The sequence below is a fragment of the Pedococcus sp. P5_B7 genome, from assembly GCF_054049895.1.
Genome location: NZ_JBFULM010000001.1, coordinates 127687 through 145019 on the forward strand (window position 1 = coordinate 127687; position 17333 = coordinate 145019).

General features: G+C 70.2%; 11 protein-coding genes and 1 pseudogene. 7 read left to right on the top strand and 5 right to left on the bottom strand.

Annotated features, from left to right (window positions below):
- Positions 1 to 155 precede the first annotated feature (155 nt).
- From ACXJKD_RS00645 to ACXJKD_RS00670, 6 genes and pseudogenes are all read left to right on the top strand, one after another.
- Complete coding sequence (locus ACXJKD_RS00645) at positions 156 to 2234, top strand: alpha-1,4-glucan--maltose-1-phosphate maltosyltransferase (RefSeq protein ID WP_457252818.1); 2079 nt, start codon at positions 156 to 158, stop codon at positions 2232 to 2234.
- Entirely contained in the window at positions 2234 to 3943 is a 1710-nt protein-coding gene (treS, locus tag ACXJKD_RS00650) for a maltose alpha-D-glucosyltransferase (RefSeq protein WP_457252397.1), read from the top strand. The genes ACXJKD_RS00645 and treS overlap by 1 nt, the downstream gene beginning before the upstream one ends.
- Positions 3936 to 5372, top strand: a complete 1437-nt coding sequence (locus ACXJKD_RS00655) for a maltokinase N-terminal cap-like domain-containing protein (protein ID WP_457252398.1) — start codon at positions 3936 to 3938, stop codon at positions 5370 to 5372. Before treS ends, ACXJKD_RS00655 begins: the two co-directional genes overlap by 8 nt.
- Before the next feature lie 470 nt (positions 5373 to 5842).
- Positions 5843 to 8056: pseudogene (gene glgB / locus ACXJKD_RS00660) on the top strand (1,4-alpha-glucan branching protein GlgB); the annotation flags it as partial.
- A complete protein-coding gene (pgm, locus tag ACXJKD_RS00665; RefSeq protein ID WP_457252399.1) occupies positions 8053 to 9696 on the top strand; it encodes a phosphoglucomutase (alpha-D-glucose-1,6-bisphosphate-dependent) in 1644 nt (547 codons plus the stop codon). The pseudogene glgB and the gene pgm, both read left to right, overlap by 4 nt.
- A 498-nt stretch (positions 9697 to 10194) precedes the next feature.
- On the top strand, positions 10195 to 10365 hold the full coding sequence (locus ACXJKD_RS00670; protein ID WP_457252400.1) for a hypothetical protein: 171 nt from the start codon (positions 10195 to 10197) through the stop codon (positions 10363 to 10365).
- A 75-nt stretch (positions 10366 to 10440) separates the two neighbouring features.
- On the opposite strand, the gene ACXJKD_RS00675 is transcribed toward ACXJKD_RS00670, so the two are convergent.
- The 4 genes from ACXJKD_RS00675 to ACXJKD_RS00690 form a co-directional block, all read right to left on the bottom strand.
- Positions 10441 to 11754, bottom strand: coding sequence for an ATP-grasp domain-containing protein (locus ACXJKD_RS00675; RefSeq protein WP_457252401.1), 1314 nt, complete (start codon positions 11752 to 11754; stop codon positions 10441 to 10443).
- Between the two features lie 66 nt (positions 11755 to 11820).
- A complete protein-coding gene (locus ACXJKD_RS00680; RefSeq protein ID WP_457252402.1) occupies positions 11821 to 12831 on the bottom strand; it encodes a tetratricopeptide repeat protein in 1011 nt (336 codons plus the stop codon).
- 15 nt (positions 12832 to 12846) lie between these two features.
- Positions 12847 to 13836: a hypothetical protein gene (locus tag ACXJKD_RS00685; protein ID WP_457252403.1), complete on the bottom strand. Its 990-nt coding sequence runs from the start codon at positions 13834 to 13836 to the stop codon at positions 12847 to 12849.
- Positions 13833 to 14600: a hypothetical protein gene (locus ACXJKD_RS00690; RefSeq protein ID WP_457252404.1), complete on the bottom strand. Its 768-nt coding sequence runs from the start codon at positions 14598 to 14600 to the stop codon at positions 13833 to 13835. Before ACXJKD_RS00690 ends, ACXJKD_RS00685 begins: the two co-directional genes overlap by 4 nt.
- A 167-nt stretch (positions 14601 to 14767) precedes the next feature.
- Between ACXJKD_RS00690 and ACXJKD_RS00695 the strand changes: the two genes are divergently transcribed.
- Positions 14768 to 15409: a TetR/AcrR family transcriptional regulator gene (locus ACXJKD_RS00695; RefSeq protein ID WP_457252405.1), complete on the top strand. Its 642-nt coding sequence runs from the start codon at positions 14768 to 14770 to the stop codon at positions 15407 to 15409.
- Positions 15410 to 15524: 115 nt separating this feature from the next.
- Here ACXJKD_RS00695 and ACXJKD_RS00700 read toward each other — a convergent pair whose 3' ends face one another.
- Positions 15525 to 17264 (bottom strand): acyl-CoA mutase large subunit family protein, encoded by a 1740-nt coding sequence (locus ACXJKD_RS00700; protein ID WP_457252406.1) that lies wholly within the window; start codon positions 17262 to 17264, stop codon positions 15525 to 15527.
- Between the last annotated feature and the right edge of the window lie 69 nt (positions 17265 to 17333).

Sequence of the window (17333 nt, forward strand, 5' to 3'; positions counted from 1 at the left end):
GTGGGGCATCCTAAGGCCTCCGGAGCAAAGTCAATGACGCGTTCTTGCAGAACTTTCAAGAAATTTCAGCCGCGCGTCCATCTCTGCACGTGGGGAGGTGCGCGGGGTGCCGACCGAGTAGCGTCGGGCGCGTGACAGCGAAGCCACCGGCAGCCATGCCCAGCCCTCCTGACGCACCCAGTGCCGGCAGCCCCGGCCAGAGACCCGCGGTGACCAAGGCACCGAAGACCTCGCACCCCCAGGTCCCCATCGGCCGGATCCCGGTCCAGGGGATCAGCCCCGTCGTCGACAACGGCGCCCGGCCCGCCAAGGCGGTCGTCGGCGAGCAGTTCACCATCGGCGCCACGGTCTTCCGCGAGGGCCACGACGCCGTCAACGCCTCCGTCGTCCTCGTGGCGCCCGACGGGTCGGAGCGGGTCACCGCCATGACCCCCGTGAACCCAGGTCTCAACACCTGGGCCGCCGTGGTCGAGCCCGACACCGTGGGCTGGTGGTCCTACCGCGTCGAGGGGTGGTCCGACCCCTACGGCACGTGGGACCACGACGCGACGATCAAGGTCACCGCCGACGTCGACGCCGAGCTGATGCTCGAGGAGGGCGCCCGCATGCTCGAGCGCGCCCTGGCCGAGGTGGAGCGCAGCAAGAAGCAGAAGGCCGTCCTGGCCGACGCGGTCACCGCCCTGCGCGACACGCGGCGCCCGCCCCTGGCGCGCCTGCACGCGGGCACCGACCCGTCCGTGCGCGCCGAGCTGGCCGCCCGCCCGCTGCGCGACCACGTGAGTCCGTCCGCGGCATACCCGTTGCTCGTGGAGCGCGAGCGGGCCCTGTATGGCGCGTGGTACGAGATCTTCCCCCGCTCCGAAGGTGCCGTGCAGGACCCCGAGACCGGGAAGTGGACCTCCGGCACCCTGCGCACGGCGGCCAAGCGGCTGCCCGCCATCGCCCGGATGGGCTTCGACGTCGTCTACCTGACCCCGATCCACCCGATCGGCACGACGGAGCGCAAGGGACCCAACAACACCCTCGACGCCGGTCCCGACGACCCGGGCAGCCCCTACGCGATCGGCTCCCCCGATGGCGGGCACGACGCCATCCACCCCGACCTGGGGACGTTCGACGACTTCGACTTCTTCGTCGCGCAGGCGGCCGAGCAGGGGCTCGAGGTGGCGATGGACATCGCGCTCCAGGCCTCCCCCGACCACCCCTACGTGACGACCCACCCCGAGTGGTTCAAGCACCGCGCGGACGGCACGATCGCCTACGCGGAGAACCCGCCGAAGAAGTACCAGGACATCTACCCGCTCTACTTCGACAACGACCCGGCCGGGTCCTACGCCGAGATGCGCCGGGTGATCCAGGTGTGGATCGACCACGGGGTCAAGATCTTCCGCGTCGACAACCCCCACACCAAGCCGGTCGAGTTCTGGCAGTGGCTGATCGACGACGTGGCGCGCGACCACCCCGAGGTGATCTGGCTGGCCGAGGCGTTCACCAAGCCGGCGATGATGCACACCTTGGGCAAGACGGGGTTCCAGCAGTCCTACACCTACTACGCCTGGCGCAACCAGAAGTGGGAGCTGGAGGAGTACGTCACCGAGCTCGCCGGTGACGCGGCGTCCTACATGCGGCCGTCGTTCTGGCCGACGACGCACGACATCCTCACGCCCTACATGCAGTTCGGTGGTCCGGCCGCGTGGAAGCTGCGGGCCGCGCTCGCCGCCACCCTGGTCCCGACCTACGGCATCTATGCCGGCTACGAGCTGATCGAGCACGTCGCCCGGCCCGGCGCCGAGGAGCAGATCGACAACGAGAAGTACCAGTACAAGAACCGCCACTGGGAGGACTACGAGCCCGGCGGGGTGAAGGAGGGCCAGTCGCTGGCCGGCTACCTCACTCGCCTCAACGAGATCCGGCGCGAGCACCCCTCCCTGCACTGGCTGCGCAACATCACGTTCCACCACGTCGACGACGAGAACATCATGGCGTTCTCCAAGCGACGCGTGCTGCCCGACGGCACGGAGGACACCCTCGTGGTGGTCGCGAACCTCGACCCGCACAGCACCCGCGAGTCCACCGTGCACCTCGACATGCCCGCCCTGGGCCTCGACTACCACGACGGGATCGCCGCGCAGGACCTCCTCACCGGGGCCTCGTGGCACTGGGGCGAGCACGTCTACGTCAGACTCGGGCCCGAGACCGAGCCCGTCCACATCGTCGCTATCCGGAGGTTCTGATGCAGGGTCTCAACCTCGCCCAGCCCGGGCTGAAGAACGACCCCGAGTGGTTCAAGACCGCCGTCTTCTACGAGGTGCTCGTCCGCGGGTTCGGTGACTCCAAGGGCTCGGGCTCCGGTGACTTCACCGGGCTGATGGCCCGGCTCGACTACCTCGCCTGGCTCGGGGTCGACTGCCTGTGGCTGCCGCCCTTCTACGCCTCGCCGCTGCGCGACGGTGGCTACGACATCGCCGACTACACCGCCGTGCTGCCCGAGTTCGGCACGCTGCCCGACTTCCAGGAGCTGGTGTCCCAGGCGCACGCCCGCGGCATCCGCGTCATCACCGACTTCGTCATGAACCACACCAGCGACGCGCACCCGTGGTTCCAGGCCTCGCGGTCCGACCCCGAGGGCCCGTTCGGCGACTTCTACGTGTGGTCCGACACCGACGAGCCCTACTCGGACGCGCGCATCATCTTCATCGACACCGAGGTGTCGAACTGGACCTTCGACCCGATCCGGCGCCAGTTCTTCTGGCACCGGTTCTTCTCCCACCAGCCCGACCTCAACTTCGAGAACCCGGCCGTCCACGAGGCGATGTTCGACGTCGTCCGGTTCTGGATGGACATGGGGATCGACGGGTTCCGGCTGGACGCGGTCCCCTACCTCTACGAGGAGGAGGGCCACAACTGCGAGAACCACCCGAAGACGCACCAGTTCCTGGCCAAGCTCCGCAAGATGGTCGACACCGAGTACCCCGGCCGGATCCTGCTCGCCGAGGCGAACCAGCCCCCGGCCGACGTCGTGGACTACTTCGGCACCGAGGAGGAGCCGGAGTGCCAGATGTGCTTCCACTTCCCGGTCATGCCGATGCTCTACTACTCGCTGCGCGAGGAGAAGGCCGCGCCGATCGTCGACGTCATGGCCGACACCCCCGACAAGCCGGCCGGCACCCAGTGGGGCACGTTCCTGCGCAACCACGACGAGCTCACCCTCGAGATGGTCACGCCGGAGCAGCGCACCGCGATGTACGGCTGGTACGCACCGGACCCCCGGATGCGCGCCAACGTCGGCATCCGGCGACGGCTGTCACCGTTGCTGGACAACAGTCGAGCCGAGATCGAGCTGATCCACGCGCTGCTGCTCTCGCTACCGGGGTCACCGTGCCTCTACTACGGCGACGAGATCGGCATGGGCGACAACATCTGGCTCAACGACCGTGATGCCGTGCGCACCCCGATGCAGTGGACGCCCGACCGCAACTCGGGCTTCTCGTCGGCCGACCCCGGCAAGCTCTACCTGCCGGTCGTGTCATCGCTCGTCTACCACTACAACAACGTCAACGTCGAAGCCCAGATGGCGAGCAGCTCCTCGCTGCTGCACTGGGTGCGGGCGATGCTCGAGATCCGCAAGCGCCACCCCGTCTTCGGGCTCGGCGACTTCGAGGTCTGCCCGTCGGACAACGAGGCGGTGCTCTCGTTCCTGCGTGTCACGTGGGACCACGACGGCAACAGCAACTCCGAGGCGGTGCTCTGCGTCAACAACCTCGCGAGCCGTCCGCAGGCGACGACCGTGCGCGTGCCCGACGAGTTCAGGGGCGCTCACCTCGAGGACCTCTTCGGCGGCCAGGGCTTCCCCAAGATCTCCGACGACGGCACCATCACCCTGACCCTCGGCTCGCGCGACTTCTTCTGGCTCCGCCTCGTGCCGGGTGCGGCGCATGGCTGAGATCCACGACGCCACGATCTCCCCCACGAAGCTCGAGCTCGTGGGGCCCTGGATGGCGCGCCAGCGCTGGTATGCCGCGAAGGGGCGGCTGCCGGTGCTGCGCAAGCTCTGGTCGTGGCGGCTCGACGACCCCGCCGGACAGGTGGGCATCGAGACTTTCGTCGTCGTCGACGAGGGCGGCCCCGAGCCGGTCGTCTACCAGGTGCCCCTCACCTACCGTGGCGCACCGCTGGAGGGCGGTCAGCAGGCTCTCGTCGGGACGATGGAGCACAGCGTCCTCGGGCCGAGGTGGGTCTACGACGGACCCCACGACCCGGTCTACGCCGCGCAGCTCCTCGCCCTCGTGCTGGAGCAGGCCGTCCCCCAGGCCGGCAGCGAGTCCGACACCGTGGAGCCCGACGTCGTGCCTCGACGGCATCCGTCGTGGCAGACCGAGACGGCCTTTCGCTCGTCGAAGGTGCTCTCGGGTGAGCAGTCGAACACCTCCATCGTGTTCGACTGCACCGATGCCGACGGTGATCCGAAACCGTTGATCTGCAAGGTTTTCCGCATGCTCCAGTCGGGTGAGAACCCCGACGTCACGGTGCAGGGCGCACTCTCCGAGGCCGGCTCGACCAGGGTCCCCACCATGGTCGGCACCGTGAGCGCCGCCTGGCCTGCGCTCACCGACGGCGACGAGCCCTCCCGCGGCCACCTGGCCTTCGCCCAGGAGTTCTTCCCCGGCACCGAGGACGCCTGGCGGGTCGCCCTGCGGGCCGTCGGCTCGCACGAGGACTTCGACGAGTCGGCCCGCCAGCTCGGCGCCGCGACCGCAGAGGTGCACGCGCGCCTGGCGGAGATCCTGCCCACCGAGGCAGTGTCGGCCGAGGTGATCGCCACGGTCGCGGCCGGCATGCGGGCCCGCTACGTCGCGGCTGCCTCGGAGGTGCCAGCCCTGGCCGCCTACGAACACCGCATCGCCGATGTCGTCGACCGCGCCGTCAACGCGAGCTGGCCTGTCCTGCAACGGATCCACGGCGACTACCACCTGGGCCAGGTGCTCAAGGTGGACGGCCGTGGCTGGGTGCTGCTCGACTTCGAGGGCGAGCCGTTGCGCCCGCTCTCCGAACGCATGCTGCCCGACCTCGCGGTGCGCGACATCGCCGGCATGCTCCGCTCGTTCGACTACGCCGCGGGCTCGTGGGAGCAGTCCCACCCCGGCGGCAGTGCCCGCGACTGGGCCGAGAGCGCGCAGCGCGCCTTCCTCGACGGGTATGCCGCGGAGTGTGGCCGCGACCCGCGCGCGGATGCCGCGCTGCTCATCGCCTTCCAGCTCGACAAGGCGCTCTACGAGGTCGTGTACGAAGCCCGCAACCGGCCCACCTGGCTGACCATCCCCACGGCTGCCGTGGTCCGACTGCTCGACGACGCGAGGAAGGACCTGACGTGAGTCCACGGTTCGGCAAGAAGAAGCAGAAGCCCGGCTCCGACGAGATCGGCGCGACCACCGAGGCGACCGAGTCTCCGGTCACCCCCGAGTCTTCGGAAGATGCACCGGGTCCTGATCCGGCGGATCCTCCGAACACGGCGGATGAGCCCGAGGCCGAGGCCCCGCCGGCCCGCACGTGGTTCGGTCTCCCCGACTCCGACGACGCGCCCGCGGCCGACGCATCCACCGACGCTGCGCCCGCAGCCGATGCTCCCGACGCCGACGCTGCGCCCGCAGCCGATGCTCCCGACGCCGACGCTGCGCCCGCAGCCGATGCTCCCACGGCCGGCGACGCGTCCACCGACGATGCCACCGTGACCGCCGAGGTCCCCGCCGGGCCGCCGGCCGAGACGCCGACCAGCCGCTCGGCCGCTCGACGGGCTGTCGAACCACCGGTCGAGCCCCCGGTCGAGCGCGTCCCCGAGCCGGTCCCCACGCCGTCGACCCCGGAAGAAGCGATCCGCGCGCTCGCCGACGGCCGCCACCAGCAGCCGCACGACCTGCTCGGGCACCACCTCGAGGAGGAAGGGCTGCTGGTCCGCACCTACAAGCCGTTCGCCTCGTCGGTCGGCGTGCGGTTCGAGGACGGCGAGCGGATCGAGCTGCTGCACGAGTCCGACGGGGTCTGGGGCGGCATGCGGGTCGGAGCCACCCAGACCCAGGACTACCGCGTGGTCGTCGCCTACGCCGACGGCATCGAGCACGAGATGGACGACCCCTACCGGTTCGCCCCGACCCTGGGACCGATCGACCTGCACCTCATCGGCGAGGGCCGGCACGAGGAGCTGTGGACGGTCCTCGGCGCCCACGTCCGCGAGTACCCCGGGCCGATGGGCACGGTCGTCGGCACGTCGTTCGCCGTGTGGGCCCCCCGGGCCCAGGCCGTCCACGTGGCCGGCGACTTCAACGGCTGGGACACCCGCAGCCACTCGATGCGACTCCTCGGCGAGTCCGGCGTCTGGGAGCTGTTCGTGCCCGGCGTCGGCGACGGCACGCTCTACAAGTTCCTCGTGCGGGGTGCCGACGGCAAGGTCCGCGAGAAGGCCGACCCGATGGCCCAGGCGACCGAGCTCCCGCCCGGTCGCGCGTCTTCGGTCGTCCAGTCCCGCTACGGCTGGAGCGACGACGCCTGGATGGAGCAACGGGCGGGCAGCGACGCCCACAAGGCGCCGATGAGCGTCTACGAGGTGCACCTGGGCTCGTGGCGCAGCGGTCACGGCTACCGCGACCTCGCCGAGCACCTGGTCAACTACGTCGCCGACCTCGGGTTCACGCACGTCGAGTTCATGCCCGTCATGGAGCACCCCTATCCGCCGTCGTGGGGCTACCACGTCACGAGCTACTACGCCCCGAGCGCGCGGTTCGGCCGGCCCGACGACTTCCGCTACCTCGTCGACCGCCTGCACCAGGCCGCGATCGGTGTGATCCTCGACTGGGTGCCGGGACACTTCGCCACCGACCCCTGGGCCCTGGCGCGGTTCGACGGACTCCCCCTCTACGAGCACGCTGACCCGCGCAAGGGCTGGCACCCGGAGTGGGGCTCCTACATCTTCGACTTCGGCCGGATGCAGGTGCGCAACTTCCTCGTCGCCAACGCGGTGTACTGGATGGAGGAGTTCCACGTCGATGGCCTGCGCGTCGACGGCGTCGCCTCGATGCTCTACCTCGACTACGCCCGCAAGGACGGCGAGTGGGTGCCCAACATCCACGGCGGTCGCGAGAACCTCGAGGCGGTGGGCCTGCTCCAGGAGGCCAACGCCACGGCATACAAGCGGGTGCCCGGGATCGTCACCATCGCCGAGGAGTCCACGTCCTGGCCGGGCGTCACGAAGCCCACCAGCTCTGGTGGCCTCGGGTTCGGGCTGAAGTGGAACATGGGCTGGATGAACGACTCCTTGAAGTACCTCAAGGAGGACCCGATCCACCGGCAGTACCACCACCACCTGCTGACCTTCTCGCTGATGTACGCCTACAGCGAGAACTACCTGCTGCCGATCAGCCACGACGAGGTCGTGCACGGCAAGGGTTCGCTGCTGCGCAAGGCCCCCGGCAGCCGCTACGACCAGCTCGCGACGGTGCGCGCTTTCCTCGCGTACATCTGGAGCCACCCCGGCAAGCAGCTGATCTTCATGGGCAGCGAGTTCGCCCAGGAGGCCGAGTGGGCCGACGGACGACAGCTCGACTGGTGGCTGCTCGACCACCCAGCGCACTACCGGGTGCACAACCTGGTCAAGGAGCTCAACCGCGTCTACCGGGAGAACCCCGCGCTCTGGGCGCTGGACTCCGACCCTTCCGGGTTCGAGTGGCTCAACGCCGACGACAACGCCTGGAACACCTACTCCTACCTGCGTTTCGGCACCCAGGACCGGCAGGGTGCGGTCGTCGCGGTGGCGGTCAACTTCGGCGGCCTGGCCCGCGACCCGTTGCGCATCGGGGTGCCCCGACCCGGCGACTGGAAGGTCATCCTCGACACCAGCGGCTACGACGAGTTCGGGACCCCCAGCCAGGCCGAGGTGGTGGTGACCGCACAAGAGCACGGGGCGAACGGCCAGCCCTGGTCGGTCGAGGTCCGCGTCGCCGCCCTGTCCGCCGTCTACCTCGCACCCGTGGAGGGCGACAAGCTCGTGGAAGGCACTGACCGATGAGCGACCCGCGCGCTGGACAGCTCGCCGAGCCCTCCGACCTGGTCGACGTCGCCCACCTGGTGACCGCTTACTACACGCTCTCCCCCGACCCCGACGACCTCGACCAACAGGTCGCGTTCGGCACCTCCGGGCACCGGGGCTCGAGCCTGAGGACGGCGTTCAACGAGGCACACATCCTCGCAACCACGCAGGCGATCTGCGACTACCGGAAGTCGCAGGGCTACGACGGCCCGCTGTTCATCGGCCGGGACACCCACGGGCTGTCCGAGCCGGCGTGGGCCACGGCGCTGGAGGTGCTGACCGCCAACGACGTCATCGTGCTCGTCGACGACCGCGACGGCTACACCCCCACCCCGGCGGTCAGCCACGCCATCATCCGCGCCAACGAGGGCCGCACCACCGGTTCGGTGCTCGCCGACGGCATCGTCGTCACCCCGTCGCACAACCCGCCGTCCGACGGTGGCTTCAAGTACAACCCGCCGCACGGTGGGCCCGCCGACAGCGACGCCACGAAGGTCATCGCCGCCCGCGCCAACAAGCTGATCGCCGGTGGCCTCGAGGGCGTCCGCCGTATGCCGTTCAGCCGAGCCCGCGCGCACGCGCAGCCCTACGACTTCCTGGGCACCTACGTCGACGACCTGCCGAACGTCGTCGACCTGCAGCGGATCAAGGATGCTGGGGTCCGGATCGGTGCCGACCCCCTCGGCGGCGCCGCGGTCCACTACTGGGGCGAGATCGCCGACCGCCACGGGATCGACCTCACCGTGGTCAACCCGCTGGTCGACCCGACGTGGCGGTTCATGACCCTCGACTGGGACGGCAAGATCCGGATGGACTGCTCGTCGCCGTCGGCGATGGCGTCGCTGATCGCCCGCAAGGACGAGTACGACATCGCCACCGGCAACGACGCGGACTCGGACCGGCACGGGATCGTCACCCCCGACGGCGGCCTGATGAACCCCAACCACTTCCTCGCGGTCGCCATCCAGTACCTCTTCGGCGGCGCGCGCCCCGACTGGCCGAAGGATGCCGCGATCGGCAAGACGCTGGTGTCGTCCTCGATGATCGACCGAGTCGCGGCCGACGTGGGCGGTCGCCTCGTCGAGGTGCCGGTCGGCTTCAAGTGGTTCGTGCCCGGGCTCATCGACGGCAGCTTCGGCTTCGGCGGCGAGGAGTCCGCCGGCGCCTCGTTCCTGCGCCGCGACGGCCGGGCCTGGACCACCGACAAGGACGGCATCCTCCTGGCGCTGCTGGCCTCCGAGATCCTCGCCGCGACCGGCCAGAGCCCGAGCCAGCACTACCGCGAGCTCACGACGCGGCACGGCGACCCGGCCTACGCCCGCATCGACGCCGCGGCCACCCGCGAGGAGAAGGCCAAGCTCGCGGCACTGTCCCCCGGCGACGTCGCGGCGGACAGCTTGGCTGGGGAGCCGATCAAGGCCAAGCTCACCGAGGCCCCCGGCAACGGCGCGGCCATCGGCGGCCTCAAGGTGACGACGGAGAGCGCCTGGTTCGCGGCACGACCCTCCGGCACCGAGGACGTGTACAAGATCTACGCCGAGTCCTTCCAGGGCCCCGAGCACCTCGCGCAGGTGCAGGCCGAGGCCAAGGAGGTCGTGGGCGCCGCCCTCGGCGGCTGAGGCCGCAGCACGCGCCCTTGACCCCACGCGCGGCACGACCCGGCGGCGCGGGAGCGGACGCCTGCGGGCCGTTCGCGGACGCTATGCCGTGCCCCTCAGGGTGGGGCAGACCTCCGCGTGGCTCCTTCCCTGGCTCAGGTCGCAGTGGGCGCACCGAAGTGGAGCACCGAAAGTGGAGCACCGAAAGTGGAGCACCGAAAGTGGAGCCCCGCCTGGCGTTGCCCGATCCGGCGCACCTGCCCCTGAGGGTGGGGCATCGCCTATGGCCGTCACCGAGGGTTCGGCACGGCGTGGCACGATCCGTCGCACCTGTCGTCGCACCTGTCGTCGCACCTGTCGTCGCACCTGTCGTCGCACCTGCCCCTCAGCGTGGGCATCGCATAGCGCCTTGAATGCGCTGGCCGGCGGGTTACCGGTCTCGGGGGACACCGACCCCGTGGCCGGAAATTCGGAGGCATCCTCCGGAACAAACCGGAGGCACGCTCCGTTGGACCGGACATGACGCCCACGAACACCACCCAGACGTCCGGGCCGCGCACCTTGCCACGCACGGGCAGCTCCCGCCCCAACCTCGCCACCCTCGACCAGCTCCGCGGCCTGCGTCGCCCCCGGCTGATGCAGCCGGAGGCCCGCCGACACCAGATCGAGCAGGAGTGTCGGGCCTGTTGAGTCCGCGCTCCCGCACAACCCGCCCTGACCCGAACGGGCCCCGCCAGCTGGCGGGGCCCGTTCGTGCGTCGGGGCTCAGTCGGTCGTCACCGCCGGTGCGGGGCCGCTGACGACGGTCTCGTCGACAGCCGAGCTGCCTGCGCCGAGCCGCGACTGCTCGTCCTTGACCCACATCCGGGTGAGCCCGCCGAAGTGTCCCTCGAACTTGTCCCACTCGTGCTTCGGGTAGGTCGTCTGGATCGTGTCGCTGAGCAGGCTGCGGAAGTCGTCCGAGTCGACCCACTCCAGCACCATCTCGTCGATGTGCGGCAGCGCCGCGTCGCAGAACTCGCGGTAGCGGTCGGTGTCGAAGTGCGCGTCGGCGAGCCCCTGGTAGGCCGACAGCTTGCCGCCGTAGTCGAGGTCGGCATCGTCGGCCACGCTGAACCACGGGTCGGTGTCGACCTGGGTGCGCGCCTTGCGTCCGGTGGCCACACAGAACACCGACCACTTGATCAGCGCCTTCATCGCCCAGGGGAAGTAGTAGTGCAGCGAGGTGACCGCGACGTCGGGGCAGGCGTTGGCGTAGTCGATCGGGTAGACCACGCCGTCCTTGACGAGCATCTCGCAGGAGTTGAACTCCCACCGGAAGAACGCGTTCACCGTCTGCGCGATGGTGACCGCCTCGGTGCCGACGCCTTCGGACAGGAAGCCGTGCTCCACGGCATACCGGTTGTGCATGGGCTCGTCCGGCTGGAACTTCATCACCATCGTCTCGGGGCCGATGGTCAGCGCTCGCGCGAAGACCTCGAAGTCCTTCACCGAGGCCTGCAGGTGCATGAGCATCTCGCCCGAGTCGTCGTACGCGCTGTGCAGGTCGTCGACGTTCTTGACCTGCGAGACCCCGCGCCAGCCGCCACCGTCGAACGGCTTCATGAACAGCGGGTAGCCGATCTCCTCGGCGATCTGGTCGAGGTCGAAGGACTTGTTGTAGCGCTCGGCGGTGTAGGCCCAGCGGACGTTGTCGAGCGGGTTCTTGTAGGGCACCAGGACGGTCTCGGGGACGTGCATGCCGAGCCGCAGCAGGGCGCAGTACGCGGAGTGCTTCTCCATGGACTGGAACGTGAACGGGCTGTTGAGCAGGTAGACGTCGTCCATCAGCGCGACCTTCTTGAGCCACTCGCGCGGGTGGTAGTACCAGTACGCCAACCGGTCGATGACCAGGTCGTGCCGTGGTTTGTCGCGCAGGTTGAACGGCTCGATGGTCACGCGCTCGGTGTTGACCTGGTGGCTCGCGCCGTCGGGTCCGGTCAGGACTCCTAGTCTGCCCGCGAGGGTCTCGAACGCGCGCGGCCAGTCACCCTCCGCGCCCAGCAACAGTCCGATGAGGTGTTCCTGAGTCTTCGCCATGCGACCCATCCTGTCGGCTCAGGAGTCCGGCCGCGACCCCTCAGGGCTGCTCGATCGATGAAGCCGTCAGAACAGGGCGCTCATCAGCGCGGTCCGCGCCTTGCGCACCCGCTCGTCGTGCGACCCGACCACCGCGAACAGCTGCAGCAGGTGGTTCCTGGCCTGTTCGCGCTCGTCACCGGAGGTCGCTCGCACGAGGTCGATGAGCCGCAGGAAGGCGTCCTCCACGTGCCCGCCGAGCACGTCGAGGTCGGCGACCAGCCCCTGGGCCGCGACATCGGTGGGGTGGTCCGCCGCCGCCGCACGCGCCTGCTGCAGGTCGGCACCGTCGGTGCGCTGCATGAGGCCCACCTGAGCCAGGCCGAGCTCGGCGTCGGCGTCCGCGGGGTTCTGCTTGAGCGCCTGCTGGTATGCCGCGGCGGCACCGTCGAGGTCGCCGCGCTCGATGGCGTCGTAGGCCTCCTGGTGCAGCGGCGGGAGCTGCTCCACGACCTCTTCACCCTCGGCGGCCGGCTCGGCGGCGGCGACCTCCACGCGACCGGCCACGCCGTGCTGCACGGCCAGCGCGAGGAACTCGTCGAGCACCGGCCGCAGCGCCGACTCGGGCTGGATGCCTGCGAACATCGGCACCGGCTGGCCCTGGATCAACCCCATCGTCATCGGGACGCTCTGCACCTGGAAGGCGCGCAGGAGGGTGGGGTTCTGCTCGACGTCGACGCTGACGACCTGGAAGCGGCCCTCGTAGGTCCCGGCCACCGCCACCACCGTGTCGAGGTAGTCGCGCGACTCGGGGATCTGGGCGGCCCACAGGATGACCAGCATCGGCACGCCCACCGAGGCGTTCGCGATCTCCTGGAAGTTGGTGTCGCTGCCCTCGACGACGACACCGCTGCGACCGGCGACACCGCTCGCTGACGGCCCGGCGGCGGGAGCCGAGTCCCCCGCCTGGGCTCCAGCGCCGCCCGCAGCGCCTCCTGCAGCAGCTCCTGCAGGGCTTCCTGCAGGGGGCTGGTTGCGCAGGGCGGTCAGGTCGACGGCGCCACGCAGGCCACCGGAGGTCAACGGCTGGTCAGTCATGGCGGTGATTCTCCCTCACGAGCCCTTGGCGGAGAACAGCACCTCGTCGACGGCGACGACAGTGGCCTGGCCCTCGGCGGGCACGGTGAAGACCACGGTCTCGTAGGTCCTCAGCGTGGCGCTCTTCGTGAGCGTCTTCTTGCGCACCAGGCGCTGGAAGCCGGTGCTCGGCGTGAGCGACTTCCCTCCCTTGCGCAGGGTGATCGTGTCGGTGCGCTCGAGGAGGCCGAAGACCAGCGCTCCTCCGCCGCGCAGGGCGATGGCGACGGTGCTGTCCGGCTCGACCGTGTGCACCTGCTTGAGGGCGGCCAGCTTGCCGAACGCCTTGGCCTGCTCCCCCGCATGGGCCCGGATGGCCGCGGAGAAGGGGTCGGCCGGGTCGACGTCCTTCGCCGCGGCGCGCTTGGGGTAGGCCAGGCTCGCGGCATACTCCGTCAGCAGGGCGGCGGGCTGCACGGGGAGGTTGCTGCCCGTGGTCACCACCGGTGACCCGGCGTTGAGCGAGTCGAGGGCGGCAACGCTCGCACCCGGTTGCATCGGGGCGGCGGCGCTGAGCCGGAACGGCGTCCTGGCGTCCGGCGAGACCAGCAGGTTGAGCACCGCGCCGCCCTCGGCGGTCGCGGTCTGCACGAGGATGAGCCGGGGCCAGTCCGTGCCGCGGGACACCGCGAGGACCTTCGGCGGCTCCGTGCGGGTGAGCGGAGCTGGTGCGGCGGCCGCGCCCGACTCGAGCCGGCTCGCAGCGTTGGCGACGGCGAGCGCGCTGCCGGTGAGCGCCTCGGTGCGCAGCTTCTGTGCGTCGGCGGGCTTGGCCGCCGCGGCCTCGGCGGCCTTCGCGAGGACTCGGGCGGCGATGGTCTCGGCCGTGTCGGGAGAGATCGGCGCGGTGGTCGTCACCTGGGCCGGTGCGTCGTGCACCCCGACCAGTCCGGTGCCGACACCACACCCGGCGAGGGCGAGGCTGAGGGCGGCCACGACGGCCAGCTGGGTGGTGCTGCGGCTCATGCGGTCACCTCCGGGGTGGGTACGTCGGTCTGCGTGGGGGCCTCGGGCTGCTTCGCCGTGTCCGGCTGCTTCGCCGCCTCGGGCTGCTTCGCCGCGTCCGGCTGCTTCGCGGCATCGGGCTGCTTGGCCGCGTCGGGCTGCGGTGGTGCCTCGGCCCGGCGCGGGCGCCGCGGTCGGGTCTGCCAGAGGGAGGCACCGCCGCTGACGGCCGCGAGCAGCCCCACGAGCGTCACGAGCAGCGCCTGGAAGAACCACGTGCGCCGCTCGACGGTCACGGTCAGGGAGGTCAGGTCGACGGGGCTGCCGTCCGGCGCGGCGATGACGATGGACTCGGGAGCGCCGGTCTGCTCGACGCTGAGGTGCACCCGGCCCTCTCCGGTCGCGGTCTGGCGCCAGACGTCCGCGCTAGCCAGGTCGGGAGCCTTTCCCGCCCCGGCCCGCGAAGCCCTGAGGCTCCAGTCCCGGAGGTGGGCACCGGTGACCGACGTGCGGTCAGCGCCACCCACGATCGCGTCGGCGTCGGTGGGCGTGGTCCGACCCATCCAGATCGTGGTGCCCGGTGCGGCGACCGCCGTCACGGTGGCCGGCGCGTCGACCCGGTTGAGCACGGACGGCTCGACGACGACCAGCGCCCCGTGGTCAGGGGTGGTCCGCAGCGTGGCGCTGCCGGACGAACCGAGGTGCACGGTGAACCAAGCACCGACGGACACGAGGACGAGTCCGATCACCGTCAGCGCTGCGGACAGCACGCGTTTGGCGACCATCGACACAGTAGAAATCCTTACGTGAGCGGGCCGGCCAACGGGCGTTCCCCGCAGCCGGCATTCACACCACCATGACTCAGTCTCCCCCACGACGACAAATCCCCGACCCCACCCTCACCACCCGCATCAGCGGGCATTTCCCGGCTTCGGTGGCATGATCGCGCGTGATGACCACACGCTCACGGCACGACCGAAGTCGCCGCCCGGGACGCCCCCGCGAGGAGGCGACCGAACAGGCGATCACCGCAGCAGCACGCCAGGTGCTCGCGGACAAGGGCGTGGCCCGGATGTCCATGGAGCACGTCGCGGCGAAGGCCGGTGTGGCCAAGAGCACGCTCTACCGACGGTGGCCGTCCAAGATCGAGCTCGCCGTGCACGCGGTCGCGGCCACCTTCGACGAGATCGAGATCACCGACCACGGCTCGCTGGAGGCCGACATGCGCGCGGGCATCGGCGAGGCAGCCCGCCTGCTGCGTGACCCCTCGACCGGCGGTGCGTATGCCGCGTTGCTGGCCGAGTCGGCCCGTGACCCCGACGGGGTCGGCCAGCGCGTGCGCGAGTCGCTGTCGACGCGCCTGCACGCCCTGGTCGCGCTCTCCGTCGAGCGGGCCATCGACCGGGGCGAGATCCGCCGCGACATGATCGACGTGGACCTGCTCGCGGACGTGGTCGTCGGGTCGGTGATGCACCGGGCGCTGGCCACCGGCGAGCCGGACGAGGCGTTCGTCGACGGGCTCATCGCCCTGCTGGCCGACGTCGCCTACGCCCGGCTGCGCCGCGAGCAGCGCGAGGGCGGCGAGAACGACTGACCCGGCGCCATCTCATACAAAAGGCGAGTTAGCACCGCCACCCCCGGCGCTAACTCGCCTTTTGTGTGACTGGGCGACGCGTTGCAGCTGGCTGCCACGCGGCATACCCCTGCTCCTAGAAGCGGGCCGGCTCGCGGTAGACGCCCCACTCGTCGCGCAGCGCGTCGCAGATCTCGCCCAACGTCGCCTCGACGCGGACCGCATCCAGCATCGCCGGCACCATGTTGTCGTCGGTGCGGGCGACGTCGACCATGTGCTGGACGGCGGCGCGCACAGCGTCCTCGTCGCGGTCGGTCTTGCGGGTCTTGAGGGTCGCGACCTGCTCGCGCTCGACCTCGTGGCTGACCCGCAGGATCTCCAGCTCGTGCGTGACCGAGGCGGTGTGGCAGTTGACGCCGACCACCTTCTTGTCACCCTTCTCCAGCGACACCTGGTACTGGAAGGCGGCCTCGGCGATCTCGGACATGAACCACCCGTCCTCGATGCCGCGCAGGATGCCGGAGGTCATCGGGCCGACGGCGTGGTCGACGCCCCCCTCGGAGTTGAGCGGCTTGCCGAGCTCGCCCATGGCCTTGATCTTGTCGAAGATCGCCTCGGCCTCGGCCTCGATCTTGTCGGTCAGGGCCTCGACGTAGTAGCTGCCACCGAGCGGGTCGGCGACGTTGACGACGCCCGTCTCCTCCATGATCACCTGCTGGGTGCGCAGCGCGATCTCGGCCGCCTGCTCGCTGGGGAGGGCCAGCGTCTCGTCGAGGGCGTTGGTGTGCAACGAGTTCGTGCCACCGAGCACCGCCGCGAGCGCCTCGACGGCGGTACGGACGACGTTGTTGTAGGGCTGCTGCGCGGTGAGGGAGACTCCGGCGGTCTGGGTGTGGAACCGCAGCCACTGGGCCTTGTCGGTCTTGGCGCCGTAGACGTCGCGGAGCCAGCGCGCCCAGATGCGGCGGGCGGCGCGGAACTTGGCGATCTCCTCGAAGAAGTCCAGGTGGCTGTCGAAGAAGAACGACAGGCCGGGCGCGAACGTCTCGATGTCGAGGCCCCGCGACAGCCCGAGCTCGACATAGCCGAAGCCGTCGGCCAGGGTGAACGCGAGCTCCTGCGCGGCCGTCGACCCGGCCTCGCGGATGTGGTAGCCGGAGACCGACAGCGGCTTGTAGTCAGGGATGTTCTCGGCGCAGTACTCCATCAGGTCGCCGATCAGGCGCAGGTGCGGCTCGGGGGCGAACAGCCACTCCTTCTGCGCGATGTACTCCTTGAAGATGTCGGTCTGCAGCGTCCCGTTGAGGACCCCGAGGTCGACACCCTGGCGTTCCGCGGCGACGAGGTACATGCAGAAGACCGGGACCGCAGGGCCGCTGATCGTCATCGACGTGGTGATGTCCTCGAGCGGCAGCTCGTCGAACAGCACCTCCATGTCCTTGGCCGAGTCGATGGCCACCCCGCAGTGACCCACCTCGCCGAGGCTCATCGGGTCGTCGGAGTCGCGGCCCATCAGGGTGGGCATGTCGAAGGCGACCGACAGTCCGCCGCCCCCACGCTCGAGGATCATCTTGTAGCGCTCGTTGGTCTGCACGGCGTTGCCGAAGCCGGCGAACTGCCGGATCGTCCAGGTGCGGCCGCGGTATCCGGTCGGGTAGAGACCGCGGGTGAACGGGTACTCCCCCGGCCAGCCGATCCGCTCGGGCACCTCGGAGCCGTCGGCCGGCCCGTAGACCGGCTCGACCTCCATCTGCGAGAGCGTGGTGAAGTCGGCGTCCCGCACCTGCCCCTTGGCCTGGGCCGCGTCGTAGCGGGCCTGCCAGCGGGCGGCGCCGTCGCTCGTCGCGGGGGTGGTGGGTGCGGGGTTCTCGGCCATGCGCGCCAATTTACTAGGACGTCCTAGTAAATGTCACGCCGGGGCCAGCATTATCGGGTTTAGCAGGAA

What these genes read in the sequence shown, in the direction of transcription:
- treS (WP_457252397.1), top strand. Translation starts at nt 2,234, where the DNA reads ATGCAGGGTCTCAACCTCGCCCAGCCCGGGCTGAAGAACGACCCCGAG.
- pgm (WP_457252399.1), top strand. Translation starts at nt 8,053, where the DNA reads ATGAGCGACCCGCGCGCTGGACAGCTCGCCGAGCCCTCCGACCTGGTC.
- ACXJKD_RS00695 (WP_457252405.1), top strand. Translation starts at nt 14,768, where the DNA reads ATGACCACACGCTCACGGCACGACCGAAGTCGCCGCCCGGGACGCCCC.
- ACXJKD_RS00680 (WP_457252402.1), bottom strand. Translation starts at nt 12,831, where the DNA reads ATGACTGACCAGCCGTTGACCTCCGGTGGCCTGCGTGGCGCCGTCGAC.
- ACXJKD_RS00645 (WP_457252818.1), top strand. Translation starts at nt 156, where the DNA reads ATGCCCAGCCCTCCTGACGCACCCAGTGCCGGCAGCCCCGGCCAGAGA.
- ACXJKD_RS00690 (WP_457252404.1), bottom strand. Translation starts at nt 14,600, where the DNA reads ATGGTCGCCAAACGCGTGCTGTCCGCAGCGCTGACGGTGATCGGACTC.
- ACXJKD_RS00675 (WP_457252401.1), bottom strand. Translation starts at nt 11,754, where the DNA reads ATGGCGAAGACTCAGGAACACCTCATCGGACTGTTGCTGGGCGCGGAG.
- ACXJKD_RS00685 (WP_457252403.1), bottom strand. Translation starts at nt 13,836, where the DNA reads ATGAGCCGCAGCACCACCCAGCTGGCCGTCGTGGCCGCCCTCAGCCTC.
- ACXJKD_RS00655 (WP_457252398.1), top strand. Translation starts at nt 3,936, where the DNA reads ATGGCTGAGATCCACGACGCCACGATCTCCCCCACGAAGCTCGAGCTC.
- ACXJKD_RS00700 (WP_457252406.1), bottom strand. Translation starts at nt 17,264, where the DNA reads ATGGCCGAGAACCCCGCACCCACCACCCCCGCGACGAGCGACGGCGCC.
- ACXJKD_RS00670 (WP_457252400.1), top strand. Translation starts at nt 10,195, where the DNA reads ATGACGCCCACGAACACCACCCAGACGTCCGGGCCGCGCACCTTGCCA.